Source organism: Zoogloea sp., assembly GCF_023150065.1.
Classification (GTDB): domain Bacteria; phylum Pseudomonadota; class Gammaproteobacteria; order Burkholderiales; family Rhodocyclaceae; genus Zoogloea.
Genome location: NZ_JAKLLN010000003.1, coordinates 43,666 through 61,368, shown reverse-complemented (window position 1 = coordinate 61,368; position 17,703 = coordinate 43,666). Strand labels below are relative to the sequence as shown.

At 64.9% G+C, this 17,703-nt stretch carries 15 protein-coding genes; 7 read left to right on the top strand and 8 right to left on the bottom strand.

The window, feature by feature from the left end:
• Positions 1 to 120: 120 nt before the first annotated feature.
• Positions 121 to 1,365 (bottom strand): class I SAM-dependent methyltransferase, encoded by a 1,245-nt coding sequence (locus L6Q67_RS05230; RefSeq protein WP_296566352.1) that lies wholly within the window; start codon positions 1,363 to 1,365, stop codon positions 121 to 123.
• A gap of 217 nt (positions 1,366 to 1,582) precedes the next feature.
• Here L6Q67_RS05230 and L6Q67_RS05225 point away from each other — a divergent pair, with 217 nt between their 5' ends.
• The gene (locus L6Q67_RS05225) at positions 1,583 to 2,461 is read left to right on the top strand and encodes a hypothetical protein (RefSeq protein WP_296566347.1); all 879 of its coding nucleotides are present in this window, start codon (positions 1,583 to 1,585) and stop codon (positions 2,459 to 2,461) included.
• Between the two features lie 4 nt (positions 2,462 to 2,465).
• Here L6Q67_RS05225 and hemW read toward each other — a convergent pair whose 3' ends face one another.
• Genes hemW through L6Q67_RS05200 form a run of 5 tightly spaced genes read right to left on the bottom strand, consistent with a single transcriptional unit; the run spans position 2,466 to position 6,939 of the window.
• Entirely contained in the window at positions 2,466 to 3,689 is a 1,224-nt protein-coding gene (hemW, locus tag L6Q67_RS05220; RefSeq protein ID WP_296566333.1) for a radical SAM family heme chaperone HemW, read from the bottom strand.
• A gap of 40 nt (positions 3,690 to 3,729) precedes the next feature.
• Positions 3,730 to 4,323, bottom strand: a complete 594-nt coding sequence (gene rdgB, locus L6Q67_RS05215; RefSeq protein ID WP_296566331.1) for an RdgB/HAM1 family non-canonical purine NTP pyrophosphatase — start codon at positions 4,321 to 4,323, stop codon at positions 3,730 to 3,732.
• A 23-nt stretch (positions 4,324 to 4,346) separates the two neighbouring features.
• On the bottom strand, positions 4,347 to 5,087 hold the full coding sequence (gene rph, locus L6Q67_RS05210) for a ribonuclease PH (RefSeq protein WP_296566329.1): 741 nt from the start codon (positions 5,085 to 5,087) through the stop codon (positions 4,347 to 4,349).
• A complete protein-coding gene (locus tag L6Q67_RS05205; RefSeq protein WP_296566326.1) occupies positions 5,084 to 5,992 on the bottom strand; it encodes a PP2C family serine/threonine-protein phosphatase in 909 nt (302 codons plus the stop codon). Before L6Q67_RS05205 ends, rph begins: the two co-directional genes overlap by 4 nt.
• A complete protein-coding gene (locus L6Q67_RS05200; protein ID WP_296566321.1) occupies positions 5,989 to 6,939 on the bottom strand; it encodes a serine/threonine-protein kinase in 951 nt (316 codons plus the stop codon). The genes L6Q67_RS05205 and L6Q67_RS05200 overlap by 4 nt, the downstream gene beginning before the upstream one ends.
• An 86-nt stretch (positions 6,940 to 7,025) precedes the next feature.
• On the opposite strand from L6Q67_RS05200, the gene L6Q67_RS05195 reads away from it, so the two are divergent.
• The 4 genes from L6Q67_RS05195 to L6Q67_RS05180 all read left to right on the top strand — a co-directional run bounded on the left by L6Q67_RS05195 (position 7,026) and on the right by L6Q67_RS05180 (position 11,127).
• On the top strand, positions 7,026 to 7,892 hold the full coding sequence (locus L6Q67_RS05195) for a YicC/YloC family endoribonuclease (RefSeq protein WP_296566318.1): 867 nt from the start codon (positions 7,026 to 7,028) through the stop codon (positions 7,890 to 7,892).
• Between the two features lie 210 nt (positions 7,893 to 8,102).
• Positions 8,103 to 9,467, top strand: coding sequence for a site-specific integrase (locus L6Q67_RS05190; RefSeq protein ID WP_296566315.1), 1,365 nt, complete (start codon positions 8,103 to 8,105; stop codon positions 9,465 to 9,467).
• Between the two features lie 125 nt (positions 9,468 to 9,592).
• Entirely contained in the window at positions 9,593 to 9,904 is a 312-nt protein-coding gene (locus L6Q67_RS05185; RefSeq protein WP_296566311.1) for a helix-turn-helix transcriptional regulator, read from the top strand.
• Positions 9,901 to 11,127 (top strand): type II toxin-antitoxin system HipA family toxin, encoded by a 1,227-nt coding sequence (locus L6Q67_RS05180; RefSeq protein WP_296566308.1) that lies wholly within the window; start codon positions 9,901 to 9,903, stop codon positions 11,125 to 11,127. The genes L6Q67_RS05185 and L6Q67_RS05180 overlap by 4 nt, the downstream gene beginning before the upstream one ends.
• A 33-nt stretch (positions 11,128 to 11,160) precedes the next feature.
• On the opposite strand, the gene L6Q67_RS05175 is transcribed toward L6Q67_RS05180, so the two are convergent.
• Positions 11,161 to 12,408 (bottom strand): integrase domain-containing protein, encoded by a 1,248-nt coding sequence (locus tag L6Q67_RS05175; protein ID WP_296566305.1) that lies wholly within the window; start codon positions 12,406 to 12,408, stop codon positions 11,161 to 11,163.
• A 1,049-nt stretch (positions 12,409 to 13,457) separates the two neighbouring features.
• Between L6Q67_RS05175 and L6Q67_RS05170 the strand changes: the two genes are divergently transcribed.
• Both L6Q67_RS05170 and L6Q67_RS05165 read left to right on the top strand, forming a co-directional pair.
• Positions 13,458 to 13,985: a hypothetical protein gene (locus L6Q67_RS05170; protein ID WP_296566303.1), complete on the top strand. Its 528-nt coding sequence runs from the start codon at positions 13,458 to 13,460 to the stop codon at positions 13,983 to 13,985.
• Between the two features lie 92 nt (positions 13,986 to 14,077).
• Positions 14,078 to 15,211: a Fic family protein gene (locus L6Q67_RS05165; protein WP_296566300.1), complete on the top strand. Its 1,134-nt coding sequence runs from the start codon at positions 14,078 to 14,080 to the stop codon at positions 15,209 to 15,211.
• A 494-nt stretch (positions 15,212 to 15,705) separates the two neighbouring features.
• Here L6Q67_RS05165 and L6Q67_RS05160 read toward each other — a convergent pair whose 3' ends face one another.
• Positions 15,706 to 17,682, bottom strand: coding sequence for an ATP-binding protein (locus tag L6Q67_RS05160; RefSeq protein WP_296566298.1), 1,977 nt, complete (start codon positions 17,680 to 17,682; stop codon positions 15,706 to 15,708).
• Positions 17,683 to 17,703: the final 21 nt, after the last annotated feature.

Sequence of the window (17,703 nt, the reverse complement as noted above, 5' to 3'; positions counted from 1 at the left end):
TTCTCGGGTGGGCGTTGCGTCGGGTGACGACGGAAGGGAGTGCGTCGTGGACCTGCGCGGCCTGTGATTGTTCGCGGGATGTTACACCATCTGCTGTTTACGCCCCTTGACGGTGCGCCATTACACCGCCGGGGGGAGGAATGCCCCAAAGGAGGTGGGTAAGGGGGCGTTCTCCAGGCTGCGCTGGGTGAACAGGTAGCGGTGATCGCAGACAAAGCCCAGGTCGGCCCAGTCCACGGCGTTCAGTGCATCCCGGAAAGCGTCCAGGTCCACGTCTGTCCGGTGGGGAAACACCCCGAGTACGGCGCCGTCGAAATTCGGGCAAGGGTGGGTGAAGAAGGGCTGTGGCCGGCGGGTCTTGCTGTTTACATAGACCCGCGGCGCCGCGGTTTGCGGATAACCCCGGCCCCATTGCCACCAGTTGCTTTCGTCGAAGGGGCGAATGCGCCGGGCCAGCAGGCGTTCCCGGTGGGGGAGCAGGGCTGCCGGAGGGGGCTCGCCGGGCCCGCACCAGATCATGCGGCGGGTCTGGCCGCTGCCGATGGTGCCGGAGCTGACGAAATCCCGATTGCCGTGAACCTCGCTGACATAGATCTGGTCGGCCCCCGATACAGCGCCGACCTTCACTGCGGCCACATCGGCCAGGCTGAGGCTGTATTCCCCGCGGCTGAACAGCAGGTGCCCCGCACATTCGGAAAAGTGCCGGTATTGCCAGTGGGGGTGGTCCAGCCCGTGGCTGAGGTCATCACCTTGACCGATCTGGGCCCAGGCGGTGTTGTGGGACAGGTTGTCGAGCTCGTAGCGCCAGATCAGGCAGTTGGGCAGGGCGTCGTCAAAGACCCGGGCGTCGCCCAGCTCGATGGCGTGGGTGATGGTTCCGCGGTCGTGGAGCCAGCGGTTGAGGCGGCGGGCGCTGGTGGATTTGAGGAAATCCCGTGGGGTGATGAAGATCAGCTCGCCGCCCGGGGCCAGGTGGTGCACGCATTTCTCGATGAAGAAGAGGTACAGGTTACTCCGCCCGTCGAACCCGTCCTGGCGCAGCAGGGATCGGGTGCTGGAGGCGATGTCCTGGTAGCGCACGTAGGGCGGGTTGCCGATGACGGTGTCGAACTTCTCGCTTTCCGGGTAGGCGAAGAAGTCGATGTTGTGGGCACCCGGCGGACACTTGCGGGGGTCCAGCTCGATTCCTACCGCGTGGTGCAGGTGCTGCAGGAAGGCCCCGTCGCCGCAGGATGGCTCAAGCACGCGACCTGCATTGTGGCGCAGGCGCAGCATGGCCCGCACGACGCGCTCAGGGGTGAAGACCTGCCCGAGGGCGGTGAGATCGGGCAAGGCTGCGGGGGATACGGCGGGGGTTGGGGGCATGGCGCGGGCGGGGCGAAGACTGGCCGGATTATGCCGCAGCCGGGAGGCAATGGGGCACCCGCACCGGAGGCTGCTTTTCGATGGGAGGCTGTCACGGTGCAGCCATACAGAATCGGTATTATCCATTCGGGGTAGAATATTCATTTGGGCTTGAAACTTGCTCGAATCGCCCTGGCCACCTCTGGATTCGACGGCCCTACCTCATCGAAAGCCCATCATGTCTTCCCTTTCATCCGAGCGCCTGCTCGCGTTGCCTTTCTGTGTTCTCGGGAAACGCCTGTTTTCCGTTCGTCTGCCGCTCGCTGTCCATGACCTCTCGCTCGTCGATGCGCTGACGGGGCGGGAACCCGCGCCGCTGCAGACCTTGCCGGCGCGCAGTGCAGGCCGCGTGCTGTGTCATGTTCCCGACCCGGGGTGGCGGACATACTCCGTTTACGACGACAGGATCACCTGCGTGCTGGTGCGTGATACCTGGCACTACCTGTCGCTGGCCGGGAGCTACGAGGATTTTCTGGCCAGCCGGTATTCCATCAAGAGCCGTGAGTCGTTTGCCCGTGACGAGGCCCGGTTGGCCGAACGCTGCGGTGGTGCCCTTGAGCTGCGCGAGTATCGGGGGGTTGATGCGCTTCCGGAGTTCCAGCGCCTCGTCGGGCAGATTGATGGGGCACGTCGGGGGCCTGCCGACCGGGCCGCCGAGCGCCGCAGGCCCACGGCCGAGGCCCGGGGTTATGTGCTGTTTGCCGCGGAGCAGCCGCTCGCCTGGATGCGCCTTCAGGTGGCCGGGGATATCTGCCTGTATGGCGGTGCCGGCGAGGCGGAGGCGTTTCGGGGTGATGCGCTTGCGACCATCCTGCACTTGCAGGTGATCCGTCGCCTCTTTGCGGAGCAGGTCTGCCGCTATCTGGACTATCGCCCCGGGGATGGGGAGCTCAAGCGCCAGTTTGCCAATGGCGTGCTGCGCAGTGCCGTGCTTCTGGATCTGCGTCCTGGCCTGTTCAACCGCTTGCTGTTGCGAGGGCTCGCCGGGGAGCGCCGCAGGGCCTTTGCGTCCCGCCGCTCTGCGGGTGCCGGGATGGCGGCGTTTGCCCTGCGCTGAGCGTTCAGGCGGGTAGAAAAAGCATCAGCAGTTCGTTCAGAAAATGGCGCCCCTGCCTGGTGGGGCGGAGGATTTCACCGTCGCTCTCGACCAATCCCTGGCGGGTGGCCTTGAGCAGGCCGGCCTCGGCGGCTTCGAAGGGCAGGCCGGTGCGTTCGGCAAACAGGTGGCGCGGGAAGCCCTGGTTGAGGCGCAGGGCATTCATCATGAATTCGAAGGGCAATTCGGCGCTGCCGATGGTGCGCCTTTCCTGGACGAAGGCGCCGCTCTCCCGCGCGGCCAGGTAGGCCGCCGGGTGCTTGGGGCGGGTTTCGCGCACGATACCTTCGTGGGACGAGAGCTTGCCGTGGGCGCCAGCGCCTATCCCCAGGTAGTCGCCGAAAGTCCAGTAGTTGAGGTTGTGCCGGCATTGCCGGTTGGGGCGGGCGAAGGCCGAGGTTTCGTAGTGACCATAGCCCGCCTCGGCCAGGCGTGCTTCCACCTGATCCTGCATGTCGGCAGAGGCGTCCGGATCCGGGATGGCTGGCGGGTTGGCGGCGAAGGCGGTGTTCGGCTCCAGGGTCAGGTGATAGCAGGAGAGGTGAGGGGGCGCCAGGGCGATGGCCATGTCCAGGTCGGCCTCGGCCTCGGCCAGGCTCTGGCCGGGCAGCGCATACATCAGGTCGAGGTTGACGGCCTCGAAGTGGGCCAGGGCGGCTTCGGCGGCGGCGATGGCGTCGGCGCGGCCGTGGATGCGCCCGAGGGCCTGGAGATGCCCTTCGTTGAAGCTCTGGATGCCCACCGACAACCGATTGACGCCGGCCTCGCGGAAGGCCCGGAAGCGGCCGGCGTCAACCGTGCCGGGATTGGCTTCAAGGGTGATCTCGGCCATCGGATCGAGCGGCAGACGCATGCGTATCGCGGTGAGCAGCACATCCAGCCCGTCCGGGCTCATCAGGCTGGGGGTGCCGCCACCGATGAAGATGCTGTGTACGCGCCGGCCCCATACCTGGGGCAGGGCCCCTTCCAGGTCGGCGACCAGGGCTTCGATGTAGGCTGCCTCGGGAATGCCCTCGTCGCGCACACCGTGGGAGTTGAAGTCGCAGTAGGGGCACTTCTTCACGCACCAGGGAAAGTGGACGTAAAGGGACAGGGGCGGCGAGGCGGTCAGCCGGGATTCCCACTGGCCTGCCGCGGATGGGGGCAGGCTGGCCCGGGGGGCGATCGGGATGATGCGGGGTTCGGACATCGGGGTGGGGGCTTGGTGGCGCCTGTGTTGGCGCCAGGGTTCATACGGGTTCGGCGCGCAGCTTGTCGAGCAACTGACGGAAGGCGTTGCCCCGGTGGGACAGCACGTTCTTGAGCTCGGAGGGGATTTCGGCGGCGGTCTGCTCGAGCTCGCTGACGAGGAAGAGCGGGTCGTAACCAAAGCCGGCCGTGCCGCGGGGGGCGTCGAGGATCTCCCCGTGCCATTCGCCGCAGGCGATCAGCGGCTGCGGGTCGTCGGCATGGCGAAGGAGGGCCAGTGCACAGTAGAAGCGGGCCCGGCGGTCTGCCTGGCCGGCGAGCTTTTCGAGCAGCAGGGCGTTGTTGCGCTGGTCCGATTTGGGTTCGCCGGCAAAGCGCGCCGAAATCACGCCCGGCGCGCCGCCGAGGGCTTCGACACACAGACCGGAATCGTCGGCCAGCGCCGGCAGGCCGGTGCAGCGGGCCGCGTGGCGTGCCTTGGCAATGGCGTTCTCGACAAAGCTCGGATGCGGTTCTTCTGCCTCGCTGACGTTAAAGGCCGACTGGGGCAGCACTTCGATGCCCAGGGGCGCGAGCAGGGCGGAGAGTTCCTTGAGTTTGCCGGCGTTGCCGCTGGCCAGGACAAGCTGTTTCATGGGGAGCCTCGCTTTCGTGGCGCTCAGGCAGGAATGCCGAGAGCCTTCTTCTGTTCCACGACGAGTTCGGCAATGCCGGCACCAGCCAGTTCCAGCAGGCTGTTCAGCTCGGTGCGGGAGAAGGGGGCGCCTTCGGCGGTGCCCTGAACCTCGACAAAGCCTCCCGCACCGGTCATCACCACGTTCATGTCGGTCTCGCAGTCGGAGTCTTCCGGGTAGTCCAGATCAAGGACGGGGACGCCCTTGTAGATGCCCACCGAGATTGCCGCAACAAAGTCGCGCATCGGATTGGCGGGCAGCTTGCCGGCCTTGACCAGGCCGTCGAGAGCCTCATGAACGGCAATGCAGGCGCCGGTGATGGAGGCGGTGCGGGTGCCGCCGTCGGCTTGCAGCACATCGCAGTCGATGGTGATCTGGCGCTCGCCCAGGGCGGCCATGTCCACCACGGCGCGCAGGCTGCGGCCGATCAGGCGCTGGATCTCCTGGGTACGGCCGGACTGCTTGCCCTTGGCGGCCTCGCGGGCGCTGCGGGTGTGGGTGGAGCGGGGCAGCATGCCGTACTCGGCGGTCAGCCAGCCCTGGCCCTTGCCGCGCAGGAAGGGAGGCACGCTCTCCTCGACGCTGGCGGTGCACAGCACCCGGGTGTCACCGAACTCGATGAGCACGGAACCTTCGGCGTGGCGGGTGAAACCGCGGGTGATGCGGACAGGGCGGAGCTGGGCAGGCGTGCGGCCACTGGGGCGGGCGAAGGGGGTGTCGGTCATTTGAACTTGTGGATGGCTGCGTTGATTTCACGGATGGCGCGTTCGATCTCGTCTTCGCTGAGATCTTCCTGATCGCGCTTGTTGCGCCCAAAGCCTTCCATCTGGGTGGTGAAGGCGTCGGCGGGCATGGTGCGGGTGGAGACGGTGTCGGGGGTGTCTTCCTGGTGGTCGTCGTGCCAGGTCATGGCGATCAGGGACATGTTGTCGCACTGGGCGCCGCCGAGGGCTTCGGCTTCGTTCATGAGCTGGGGTACGCCGTCCATCACGCGGCCGTCGGCGAGGGTCTGGACCAGGGTGTCGGCGTCGAGGGGACCCCACACGCCGTCCGAGCAGATGGCGATGACGTCACCGTTGATGAGGGGCGTGCCGCGGGAGAATTCGATCTGGGGCGGGTGGCTGCCCCCCAGACAGCTGAAGATGCGGTTGCGGCCGGGATGCACGGCGGCGCTTTCGGCGTCGAGGAGGCCCTGGTCGAGCATCAGCTGGACCCGCGAGTGGTCACGGGTCTGGGTGGCCAGCTTGCCTTTGCGGATCAGGTAGAGACGTGAGTCGCCGGCGTGGGCCCAGTGGGCGACGCCGTCCTGCACCAGGCAGGCGACGATGGTGGTGCGGGGAATGTCGGCGAGGTGCTTGTCGAAGGCGTAGTCGAGGATGGCGTGGTGGGCGTTACTGAGCACCCGCGACAGGAACAGGATCGGGTCGGTGACCTTGGGGCGGGCCTCCTGCTGGAAGGATTGGGCGATGAACTGCACCGAGATCTGCGCGGCGACCTCGCCGTAGAGATGGCCACCCATGCCGTCCGCCAGAACCAGCAGCAAGGCATCGCGGGTGTAGGAATAGGCGACACGGTCCTGGTTGGTGCGCCGCTTGCCGACCCGGCTTTCCTGGAAAATGGTGAATCTCATGTACGGCCTATCATTGTTTTGAGTCGGGAGCCCAGTCCTTCGAGCCAGGTCTTCTGCGCGGGCGGCGCCTCGCGGTGGCGTTGGGCGAGTACCTTTTGCAGGGCGAAGCAGCTTTGAGGGCGCTTCAGGGGGTCAAGTTGCAGGCACCAGTCGATGGTGGCCAGAAAATGATGGGAATACTTGCCGGCCCATTGTTCGGTGGCCGGGACGACGTTGTCGTGATTGATGCGTTCGTCGGAGCGCTGGGGGGAGTTGCCGGCCAGGCAGGCGTACATGCTGGCTCCCACACTGTAGATGTCGCTCCACGGGCCGAGGGCGTCCCGGTTGTTGAACTGTTCCGGTGAGGCGAAGCCAGGCGTGTACATGGGTTTCAGGATAGGGGTGTCCGACATCAGGGTTTGCCGGGCCGCGCCAAAGTCGAGCAGCACCGGGGTGCCGTCGGCTCGCAGGTAGATGTTGGAGGGCTTGATGTCCAGGTGCAGCAGTTTGTGGGCGTGCACCTCGCGCAGGCCGTTGAGCATGCGTGTGAAGACGCCGCGGATGAAGCGTTCGCGGACGTTGTTCTTGTTCTTGTAGGCGTAGTCGTGGAGCGTTCGACCTCGCTCGAACTGCATCACCATGTACACCGTGCCGTTGGCCCGAAAGAAGTTGAGCACCCGCACCACGTTGGGGTGCACCAGCTTGGCCAGCGCCCGGCCCTCTTCGAAAAAGCACTTCATGCCGTAGCGGAAGGCGCCCTGGTGGGCTTCCGTGACGTGGGGCGTGACCTCGCCTTCGGCCCGCAGGGCCAGGGAGTTGGGCAGGTATTCCTTGATGGCGACGGGGGTGCCGTCCTGGTCGTAGGCCAGATACACGATGGAAAAGCCACCCAGCGACAGCTGCCGCTCGACCCGGTAGTGGTCGAGCTGAAATCCGGACGGGAGGGCGCAGTTCTGTTGAGTGGCCATCAGGCGGGGCGCTACACTTCGTCTTTTGGTGGCAATCTGGCTCGCTAGTGTAGCCGCGGATTGCCGCTCTATCTCGGGAAAAAATGATGATTCACAGCATGACGGGCTACGCCGTCCAGACTCGCGACCTGGGCCGCGTGGCATTGCATCTCGAACTGCGGAGCGTCAATTCCCGCTATCTCGATCTTGCCTTCCGGATCAATGATGACCTGCGCCAGGCTGAACCCATGTTGCGCGAGGCGATTACCGCCAAGTTGCGGCGGGGCAAGGTGGAGTGCCGTTTCAACCTGCAGGCCAAGGATAACGCAGCGCGCGATATTTCCATCAACGGCATGGTGCTGGGGCAACTGAAGGCTGCCCAGGCCGCCATCCAGGCCGAGCTGCCCCAGGCGGCGCCCCTGTCGGTTGTCGAGGTGCTGCGCTGGCCCGGCATCCTGGCCGACGACAGCGTGACCTTCGAGGCCATGCAGCCGGAAATCGCGGCAACCATCGCCGTGGCCCTGGACGAGCTGATCGCCACCCGGCGGCGTGAAGGTGACAAGCTGGCCGAGATGATCCGCGGCCGCATCGCCCACATGCGCCAGCTGGTTGCCACCGTGCAGCCCCGGGTTCCGGCGCTGGTCGCTGAATATCAGGAAAAGCTCGCCACCCGCTTGCGGGACGCCGCAGCCACCCTCGACGACGATCGCATCCGCCTCGAAGTCGGGCTGTTTGCCCAGCGTGTTGACGTGGCCGAGGAGCTGTCGCGCCTGTCCACCCACCTCGATGAGGTGGAGCGCATCCTGAAAGTCGGCGGTTCGGCCGGCAAGCGCCTGGATTTCCTGATGCAGGAGCTCAATCGCGAAGCCAACACCCTGGGCTCCAAGGCCATGGCTGCCGACATGACCGCCATCGCCGTCGAACTCAAGCTGGCCATCGAGCAGATGCGCGAGCAGGTGCAGAACATAGAGTGAGGTTTCAGGACGGCACATGCCACCCGAAAACTCCTTGAAAATCAGTTGGTTAGCGTGGCGATTGATGTCATGAGGTAGCAAGCGGTTTCAGCGTAGCGCACGATTTCTGTGTGGTAAATCGTGTGGGAAATCCAGTCCTCCGCGATCTCGGGAGCAGCGCCCGAACATTTACCACACAGGTTCCTCGTGAATCGCTGTGGAGATCGCGCCATGACTGAGACTGAACGCGTCACCGACAAGACGCTGCGAGCCTGGCTCAATGCCGGAGCCGTGCACCGCGGCATCGGCGGTGGCCTCAACTTCGTTGCCACCGCCGCCGGTGCGCTGAAAGGCCAAGCCTCCTGGATCCTGCGCTACCGCTTTGTTGGCGTTGCCCGAGAGAAGGTGCTCGGCCGCTATCCGGATCTGTCGCTCAAGGACGCCCGCGAAGCGGCGCGCCAGAACCGAGCGCGCATCCAGCAAGGCGTGGACGTGGCCGCCGAGAAACGGGCAGAACGACTCAAGGTCCACGAACAGGTCACCGTGGCCGCCCTCGCGCAAGCCTGGTACGACCGCCACATTGCAAAGACCTACAAGCACCCCGAGGTCGTGCTGCGCGTCATCCGCCGCCACATCGAGCCGGTGATCGGCAAGCTGGGCGTGACGGAGGTACGGCCACTGCACATCGACAAGGTGCTCACCCGCATCCTCGATGCAGGCGCGCCAACCGTCGCCAACGATGCGCTGCGTCACCTCTTCCGCATGTTCCACTTCGCCGTGAAGCGCCGGTGGATCGACACCAACCCGGCCTCCGGCTTCGAGATTTCAGACGCAGGCGGCTTCGAGGTCTCAAGACAGCGCTGGCTGAACCGCGATGAGCTCGCCGCGTTCGCCAAGGCCATGCAGGACACACCGAACTTCGGTCGCCAGAACGAATTGGCCGTGTGGCTGCTGCTCGCCCTGTGCGTGCGCAAGATGGAGTTGCTGTCGGCTCGGTGGACCGAGTTCGACCTGAAGCGTGGCGTCTGGTCGCTGCACCCGTCGCGCACGAAGATGAACCAGTCCATCGACATCCCGCTCGCGGCGCCGGTCCTGCGGTGGCTGGAGGAGGTCCAGGTGTTCTCCTGCAACAGCGAATACCTGTTCCCGGCGCGCCGGCTGATCCACATGAAAGGCGGCGTGCCGAGGCGGAACCGCTTCGGCCACATCAGCCCGGACACGCTGAACGTCGCGCTGCGCCGCCTACCGCTGGACGACATCGAGCACTTCACCGTGCATGACATGCGCCGCACGGCCCGCACCCACATGGCCGCGCTGGGCGTGGACCGCTTCGTCGCCGAGCGGGCGCTGAACCACAAGGTGCGCGACATCGAGGGCGTCTACAACCAGTACGACTATTTCGAGGAGCGCAAGGTGGCGCTGGAAAAATGGGCGAAGTGGCTGGCTGCGATAGAAGAAGCGCGCAACGGCGGTGCGGCGAGCACGCAAGCCAGCGAAGACGCCATGGCGGCACTGGCGAAGCAGGCCCAGGAACTGGGCATGGGCTACGAGCAAAGCAGTCGCCGCTCGAGCGCAGATGACACGCACTCCCCATGAGGTGCGGCTGCTTCAGCCCGCTGCCCTGTGGGCAATCACTGTGCAATATGCCGCTTGCGGTAGAACCATATAAAGACCATTATAATGACTCTTAAAAATGATTTTTTGAGATAAGAGACAAAATAATGTCATTAAATCTAGCGCCGTCTAGCGAAATCCTCCAGATACTGGGCCAACGCGTGCGTGCGCAGCGGTTGGCCCAGGGGTTGCCCCAGCGCGAGCTGGCGCAGATGGCTGGCCTCTCGTTGGGCGCACTGCGCAAGCTGGAAAGCAGCGGCCAGTCTTCGCTGGAAACCCTGGTTCGCGCGGTGCAGGCGCTCGGGCTGGTCAATGAGCTGGAGGATCTGTTCGTGCTCAAGCGCCAGTCCATCGCTCAGATGGAAAAAGCCGAAGCGGCTACCCAACGGCAGCGAGCCCGCCGCCGGAGCAGCACATGAAGCGCCTTGCCGTCCACTACTGCGGCTGGGGCGAGGACTGGCCACTGGGCTTGCTCGCCGACGATGGCACCACGCTGCTGTTCGAATACGCGCCCGAGGCGCTGGCGCAAGGGCTGGAACTGTCGCCGCTGCACCTCAAGCTGCGTGCCGCCGCTTATGGCGGCTTTCCACCGCACCTGCTCCGCCTGCCAGGCCTGATCGCCGACAGCCTGCCCGATGGCTGGGGCCTGCTGCTGATGGACCGGTTGTTCCGTCAGCAGGGTTTGCGCCATCCCGGGCCACTGGATCGCCTGGCCTTCATCGGGGATCGCGCCATGGGCGCCCTGCGCTTCGTGCCGGCTGCAGAGCCTGATGCCGAGGAGCCAGACTGGAACCTGTTGGCCTTGGCCAAAGAAAGCGAGCGCGCCCTGGCCGGTGAGGCAGGAGCCGCCTTGCGCGAACTGGCGCTGACGGGAGGCTCCCCGCAAGGCGCACGGCCCAAGGCGCTGGTGCAGTACGACACAAGGTCGGGCCACGTCAGCACGCGCGGCGACGCACCAGGCTCCCCGTGGCTGGTGAAGTTCCCCGCCCAGGGCGAGCACAAGGAGGTCTGCGCCATCGAGCAGATGTATGCCGAACTGGCCCGCGATTGCGGACTGGAGGTGCCAGCCAGCGCATGGTTCGATCTGTCGTCCAAGCTGGCCGCCTTCGGCGTGGCGCGTTTCGATCGCGAACAGGGCTTGCGCGTTCCGATCCACAGCCTGGCGGGCCTGCTGCAGGTGGACTTCCGCCTGCCCGGCAGCGCGGACTACACCGCCCTCCTGCGGGCCACACGCCTGCTGACCCGCGACGAGCGCGAGGTGGAGAAGGCCTACGCCCGGGCCGTCTTCAACGTGCTGTTCCACAACCGCGACGACCATCCGAAGAACTTCGCCTGGCGCCTCGGACAGGACCGGCGCTGGCGGCTGGCCCCAGCCTTCGACTTGACCTTCAGCGAAGGCCCCATGGGCCATCACCACATGGACGTCTGCGGCGAAGGCAATGCAGTGAAACGCAGCCATCTGCTGCGCCTGGCCTCGGAGGGGGGTGTGGCGACGAAGGCGGCCGAGGCCACCATTGATCGGATGGCAGCGCAGGCGGCGACCTTCTCTCAACGTGCGGCAGCGTATCCGATCCGCCGAACGACGGTGCAGCGGATGAAAGCATCGATCCACAACTGCCAAGAGAAACTCATGCGCGGTTGATGAATGTCGACAGCAGCCCCGGACACAGAGTCGTCAAGCACCTGCAGGTAACGCATCCTCGTCCGGCAACTCTGCTTGCTCGTCATGCTGGCGGCGATGCAGGACGGCCCCAAGGTACGCCCCGGAGGCGCGAGTGCGATGGTGCCCTGCCAGGTGCGCTGTCGATTGCCTCGCCACGGCGTCCAGCTCCAACCCTGCTTCACCACCGCGCACGGGTGGCGCCACCCCGCCGGTCTGTTCGATGTAGTGCTCGATCAAAGCCTGGTGGCGTAGGCCATGTGCCGTCACCCCCAGCTCTTTGCTCGTGATGCCGAAGCGCGCCATCACGTAGTCGAAGCGCCGCAGGTTTTCCACGAGACCACGGCCTGGGTTACCCATGTGAGCGTCCGGCCCCTGCGCGACGCTTTGCGCGAACTGCAGCGCTTCGATGCGCTGCAGCGAATCCAGCGGCACGAAGCGCGGCCGGCCACCCTTGGCACCCTGTTGAATCCAGACGTATTCGTCGGCTTGCCGCTGCTCGACGGGCAGTCCTGTCGCCGCGAACGCCACGACGCAGCCGTGGGGCCTCAGCATCACCGCTTCCTTGCGCCGCAAACCCATCGTCCGGATGAGCCGCAGCGATGCGCCGACATAGGGGTCATAGGCACACACGCGCCCTATCACCCCGTCGATGTCGACACCCGCGGCACTCCAGCTCTTGTCGTGCTGGGCGCACTCATGGCGTTGGTACTCTGCGAGCGTCAGACCATAGTGATCCGGCTTTCGGATGAACCCGGGCTTGCCCAGCCATAGCGCCAGTCCGCGCAGGAAGCTCAGGTAGGTCTGGATGGTGGCGGGCGCGAGTCGTTCACGTTGCCAGACGGTGACCATGGCTTGGATGTGCTTCTGCCCGAGGTTGCGCGGATCTGGCAGCGTCTTGAACCCGGCCTTGAGGCGCAAGTCGCGAAAGAAGCGCCGCAGGAAGTCTGCACGCTCCTGGCGCGTCTTGTGCGACACGGTCTTTTTCAGTGCGGTGTGCTGGGCGTTGAACAGCTCGATCAACACTTCGAGCACACGCATCGGGTCGGCTTTGCCGGGGCGGTAGCGATCGAGCACCTGCTGGGGTGGCTCATATCGGGTGTGGCGCGCTGTGTCGATGCCGCCCTGGCGGCGGCGCTTGAAGTTCGGAGCAGAAAGGTTGGCCATGGCCATCTCCTGTGAAGAAGCCGCGCGCCGTCCCGGCGGCGTGCTGCGGTTGAAAGAGGTGGAATCGATCGAGTCCATGGGCAGCGCGGATTCCATTGCGCTATCCATGCGTGGTCAGGTCATTTCGGCGAGGCGCCCGACCACGGCGGTGCCTTGCCTACCCAGGTATTCGCTGGCATCACGCCACTTGCGCGGCAGCCGGCTCGGTCGGTCTTAAAAATGAAACTGAGTGATCCAACCCGGCGACGCATTTCTGCGTCTGCCGGGTGTTGTGATGCCGTCTTGCCTCGCAGGGCATGGACGACACCGGCGCGAAGGTCTGGCCTTCAGCGCGGTTGAATGGATCGGTTCTCGGAACGCAGCGTCATCCACCTGCAGGGGTCCGCCCCTTGACCGAAAGTCCAGGGCGGTGCCAGGTTTACGAGCGGGTGCACACGGGGAGCCCATGAGGGCAAGCACAACCGTGTGCTGCGCGAATGCGCGTGCTCGAAAGAATGACGGGCTCGGTGGCACGGCATCGGGTGCCGGTCAGCGAGCAGTCAGGCGCATGACACGCCCTCGGGGAACGTCCGGCGGCAAAGCGCCGGCCAGTCATGTGCAGCTCTACGTTGTAAACAACGCCGGGCATGGCCTCGGAGGACCATGCCGCGCCAGGCTCATAGGCCAGGCAATGGGAAGGCGGGTAACGACCGCAACGCCTTTCGCTCCACGATGGAGCAGGCCAGGAGGCCTCGGGAAACTGCAGTTGACACCGGCGGCGGACGAACGTCAACGGCTGTTCGCCGCGTACCCGTGCAATGCCCGCGAAATGGCGGTCGTTTCGGGTGGCGCTTGCAACCGAAACGACGGGGGAAAATATCCTTCGAACGCGCATGTCACCGAGACGGCATCAGGGCTTGACTCCCATTGATACGGCCTCTGGTTTCGACCGGCAAGAAACCACGTCATTCCAGACACGTGCCGCCCAGCCCGCGAAACATCTGCAGTGCAGCTGGAGTGTCACTGCAGATTCGCGCACGCCCCAAGAGCGGAAACACCTTTTCAATCCACTGTCACTGGAGTGGTGTCACAAGGCGCTGGGAATACCAGTTGACGATGCGTTCATCCATGCGAACTTGCCCTCATCACGACGAGAGGAGTTCGAGATGAGCAAGTTCTGGTATGTCACCGGCCAATTGACCGAAGTGCAGCGCTACATCAATGTCCCCATGCGGTGGTGCGAGCAGTATCCCGCGCGCGAGCGGCGGGAGTTCTGGCTGGCCCGAACCGATGGCGTCGACCAGGACGTGAAGCTCATAGTCCACAGCCGCTCGATGCCGGCACGGCGTGGGCACGAGGTCTGCGTGCTGTTGCTCGGCGAGCTGGTCGTGGGCCTGGTGAACCTGAACACAGGCCGACAGGTCAACTTCATCCGCGCCGATCCGCCGCTGCTGCTGCACCGCTGCGACGGGCTCGTGTCGGTTGGCATCATCGCCTCGGGCGCCGCCCTGGCCCTCGGCTGGGATGTACTGGTCCTGGTGGGGGCCGCGCCCCTCGGGGTGCTGTACCTGCCCGTACAGGTGATCCGACGCCTGCTCGCGCGAACCTGGCTGCGCGGACACGTGGATCGTGGCCTGGAGAAGGCGTTGACAGCGGTATCCGCCGAGCCACCGCGGCTGCGACGAATCAAGTAGCGAAGCGCAGCGGAATCGCCGCCCCGTGCGGTGATTGCAGGCCTCTTTCACCGCATGAATTGCGGCAATCACTTGCCCATGCGGTGAATTGGGTGTTTAATCTCCGCATGTATAGCGGAGAAAATCTCTACATCTGGCAATCCGCCGACTGGCCCCAGTGGCACTACGACCTGCCTGCATTGGCCCAAGCGCTGGCCGAGGTCAGCCGCGCCCAGGGCATGCTGCTGGGTCGTCTGGCCGACGTCGGGCTGGTGTTGCGCGACCAAGCCAGCCTGGCGGCACTGACGGACGATGTGGTCAAGACCAGCGAGATCGAAGGCGAACTGCTGGACGTCGCCTCCGTCCGCTCGTCCATCGCCCGCCGCCTGGGCATGGACATCGGCGCACTGGCGCCAGTTGATCGACATGTCGAGGGCGTGGTCGAGATGGTGCTCGACGCCACCTCGCGCAGCACCGAGCCTTTGACGGCCAAGCGCCTGTTCGGCTGGCATGCCGCCCTGTTCCCGACGGGCTACTCGGGCCTTGCCAGGATCGCCGTGGGCCAATGGCGTGATGACGCAGCCGGCCCGATGCAGGTCGTGTCCGGCCCGGTGAACCGTCGCAAGGTTCACTTCCAGGCGCCCCCCGCAGCCGTGCTGCCGGCTGAGATGGCACGATTCCTGACATGGGCCAACGACGAAACAGACGAGCCTGCGCTTATCAAGGCCGGGCTGGCCCACCTGTGGTTTGTCACCCTGCACCCGTTCGACGACGGCAATGGCCGCATCGCGCGCGCCGTGGGCGATCTGTTCCTGGCGCGTGCCGATGGCGCCGAGCAGCGCTTCTACAGCCTGTCGGCGCAGATCCAGCGCGAGCGCAAGGCCTACTACGACATCCTCGAACGCACCCAGAAGGGCTCGCTGGACGTCACCGAGTGGCTGGCTTGGTTCCTCGGCACGCTGGGCCGAGCCATCGCCAGCGCCCAGACCACGCTCGACAGCGTGCTGGCCAAAGCTCGGTTCTGGCAACGCTGGGCCGGCACGCCGATGAACGAGCGCCAGATCAAGCTCCTCAATCGCCTGCTCGATGGCTTCGACGGCAAGCTCACCAGCAGCAAGTGGGCGACCATCGGCAAGTGCTCGCCGGATACGGCGCTGCGGGACATCACGCAGCTGCTGGGGGTGGGGGTGCTGCGGAAAGCGCCTGGGGGTGGACGCAGTACGGGCTATGAATTGGTGCATCCATGACGACGATCGAGAAAATGCTGGGCTGAATTTGTGCAGCAGATCACTACACAATTGCCTTGATTCCAACTCTGAACCGTGCAGAACAAGCCGCGATAAACGAGTCCGGCATCTAGCCCAAGCCGTGGAGTATGGCTGAGGGGACGGGCGACACTGCAATTCCACAGCCGCAATCGCCCGCACGAACGGTAGGGAGGGTCAGGCCATCACCAACTTCGACCAGCGTCTGCCCGCGCCGCCGTCACAACTGACGCACGAAACGCTCAAGGACTCGTATCTATTTGATTTCCTCGGCTTGGACAATGACGCCCACGTGGGCAGATCGAGAACGCCCACTGTGCGCCCCTATAGTGCGCTTGACGGGTTGCTGAGGCGAATCCAGCCGGGCGGAGCAGTTGGACGGAGTTTGGACACGGCGCTGACTGCGGTATCCGCCAAATTGCCGTAGCTGCGGGGTTCGAGTAATCGAAATCTCCGCAGAGTATTACGTGAGGCGCTCAACGTTTGGCTGGCATCTCCAGCCCAAGCGTAGTCTGCGAAGCGATCTGCATCACTTTCGCCGACAGATCCGCTCCGGACACGTCCTCGTAGCGCGCCGGGATGCGTTCTTTCAGACGAAACAGTCGCTGATGGGCCGAACGCGTAAGCTGGCCGTAGGTGACGGCCTGCACTCTGCCCCGCAAAACTTTCTCCTCCATCAGATCCTTCTCACGCACGGTTTTGGGCGCGATCTCGTAGCCAACGACGAAGGCGCGGAACATCGGCGTTCCGTCGAGCGCACCGCTTTCGAGGAAGTCCTGCACATAGCCGTCGGCTTGGTTCATCTCGTCGCGGCCGATCGCGGAGCGACCTTTCTTCAACTCGATGATCAGGACGTTTTGGATGCGCGTGAGCGTGGGATCCGTTGGATCGAATCCCTCTGTACCAACGATCGAGCACGTCGCATTGGCTAGCGCCATGATGTCTGGGCGCTGCTTGGCGTTGACGAAGGCATCCTTGGAGAGGCGCTTCTGAAAGACCTTTTCGGCGGCCGTCTTGAGACTCACGTTGGATGCGTATTCGCTGCTGTCGAACTCGGGGCCGAATAGCCATCGGGCCTGCGTAACCAGTGGATGGAGGGTGTGCAGTTCGTCGGTTGAATCGTCGCCGGAAAGCTTCTCGATGGCCACAATCACCGCCAGGCGTTGGTCAATCTCGTCGAGCACCGACAACGCGTCGCGCACGGTCCATTGGCTTAGCAGTCGGTCGAGGCCGTCGATGTCGGACTCGTCGAGCTTGGTGAGTTTTTCAAGTAACGCAGCCCCACCGCGGGCCTTCTCCAAGTTGATGACGGCCTGCACTGCCGCCGAGAGCACGTCCTGCGAGACGGTGGGCGTGGCCTTCACCAGGTCGCGGGCAAAGCTGGCGACCTCGGCCCGGCCCAGGGGCGAAAGCTCCTTGAAGTCCTCGCGGTTCTTGACCAGGGCCTCTTCGGAGCTCTCCTCCACCAGCGTCGCCGAAAGCTGGGCGAACACCTTCTTGGCGTAGTCGCGGGCGGCCTCGAAGAGCGCATCGACCTTCTTGCCGCTCTTGAATCGCACCCAGTCCTGCTCGACCTCCGGCAGCCAGCCGTCGTCGGCCTTGATGACGATCGAGAAGCGCTTGGCGAAGCGCGCTCGGCCATCGATCACGGCCTCCGAGCCAACCACCCAGCTCGGGACGCCGACCAGGCGCCCATTCACCCAGAAGGCGATGCCTTGGTAGAGGGTGTATTTGGCCGTCCGCGTCGTGTCGACGACGAAGGCCTCGGCCGGCGGGCAGCCGGGGATCTGCAAGTCCTGCTTCTCGATCAAGCCTATTTGTTCGGCCAACGCGACCGACACCCCGTTGACCCGGACGACGAACTGGGGGTCGTGGACGAAGCGCCCCGCCAGGATCTCGCGGATGGCATCGGCGTCGGGCAAGTGCCGCTGGACGATCACGGAGAGCTTGGTCCCGTGGCCCTTCCTCAGGAAGGATCCCTCCTTCTCGATCTTGAAAGGGTTCTCTTCGCTCTGGGTGCCGATGTCGAAGCTCGCGCCCTTGTCCTCGCGCCAGGTCTCCACCGAATACTGGTCGGCAAAGCACAGCAGCCCGTGCCGGCCGACGCCGTTGCGCCCATAGGCCTTGCGGCGCCAGCCTTGGCGCTCCGGCGGGAACTCGACCAACGCGCTTTGATGCTTGAGGCGGTTGTAGCCCAGCTTCATCCAGCGGCCCTTGAACTGGCCGGCGTTCATGCCATGGCCATCGTCCTCGACTGTCAAAGCCAGCTCATTGGTGGGAGGGATGGTTAGGTCCACGAGGGACGCGCCGGCATCCCAGGCGTTGGCCACGAGCTCGGTGAGCGCCACCTCGGGATCTTGGGCGATGCGCCCGAGCGTGCGGACGAGGTAGTTCTCCTCGAACAGCGATCCAGTCGAATCGTCGGCCTTCTGCTTTGCCTTTGGTTTGGTCATCGTCTCCCCTTTCTTGTCTGG

Excerpts from the sequence above, each read along its gene's own strand:
- L6Q67_RS05230 (WP_296566352.1), bottom strand. The coding sequence starts at position 1,365 with ATGCCCCCAACCCCCGCCGTATCCCCCGCAGCCTTGCCCGATCTCACC.
- L6Q67_RS05225 (WP_296566347.1), top strand. The coding sequence starts at position 1,583 with ATGTCTTCCCTTTCATCCGAGCGCCTGCTCGCGTTGCCTTTCTGTGTT.
- hemW (WP_296566333.1), bottom strand. The coding sequence starts at position 3,689 with ATGTCCGAACCCCGCATCATCCCGATCGCCCCCCGGGCCAGCCTGCCC.
- rdgB (WP_296566331.1), bottom strand. The coding sequence starts at position 4,323 with ATGAAACAGCTTGTCCTGGCCAGCGGCAACGCCGGCAAACTCAAGGAA.
- rph (WP_296566329.1), bottom strand. The coding sequence starts at position 5,087 with ATGACCGACACCCCCTTCGCCCGCCCCAGTGGCCGCACGCCTGCCCAG.
- L6Q67_RS05205 (WP_296566326.1), bottom strand. The coding sequence starts at position 5,992 with ATGAGATTCACCATTTTCCAGGAAAGCCGGGTCGGCAAGCGGCGCACC.
- L6Q67_RS05200 (WP_296566321.1), bottom strand. The coding sequence starts at position 6,939 with ATGGCCACTCAACAGAACTGCGCCCTCCCGTCCGGATTTCAGCTCGAC.
- L6Q67_RS05195 (WP_296566318.1), top strand. The coding sequence starts at position 7,026 with ATGATTCACAGCATGACGGGCTACGCCGTCCAGACTCGCGACCTGGGC.
- L6Q67_RS05190 (WP_296566315.1), top strand. The coding sequence starts at position 8,103 with ATGACTGAGACTGAACGCGTCACCGACAAGACGCTGCGAGCCTGGCTC.
- L6Q67_RS05185 (WP_296566311.1), top strand. The coding sequence starts at position 9,593 with ATGTCATTAAATCTAGCGCCGTCTAGCGAAATCCTCCAGATACTGGGC.
- L6Q67_RS05180 (WP_296566308.1), top strand. The coding sequence starts at position 9,901 with ATGAAGCGCCTTGCCGTCCACTACTGCGGCTGGGGCGAGGACTGGCCA.
- L6Q67_RS05175 (WP_296566305.1), bottom strand. The coding sequence starts at position 12,408 with ATGGAATCCGCGCTGCCCATGGACTCGATCGATTCCACCTCTTTCAAC.
- L6Q67_RS05170 (WP_296566303.1), top strand. The coding sequence starts at position 13,458 with ATGAGCAAGTTCTGGTATGTCACCGGCCAATTGACCGAAGTGCAGCGC.
- L6Q67_RS05160 (WP_296566298.1), bottom strand. The coding sequence starts at position 17,682 with ATGACCAAACCAAAGGCAAAGCAGAAGGCCGACGATTCGACTGGATCG.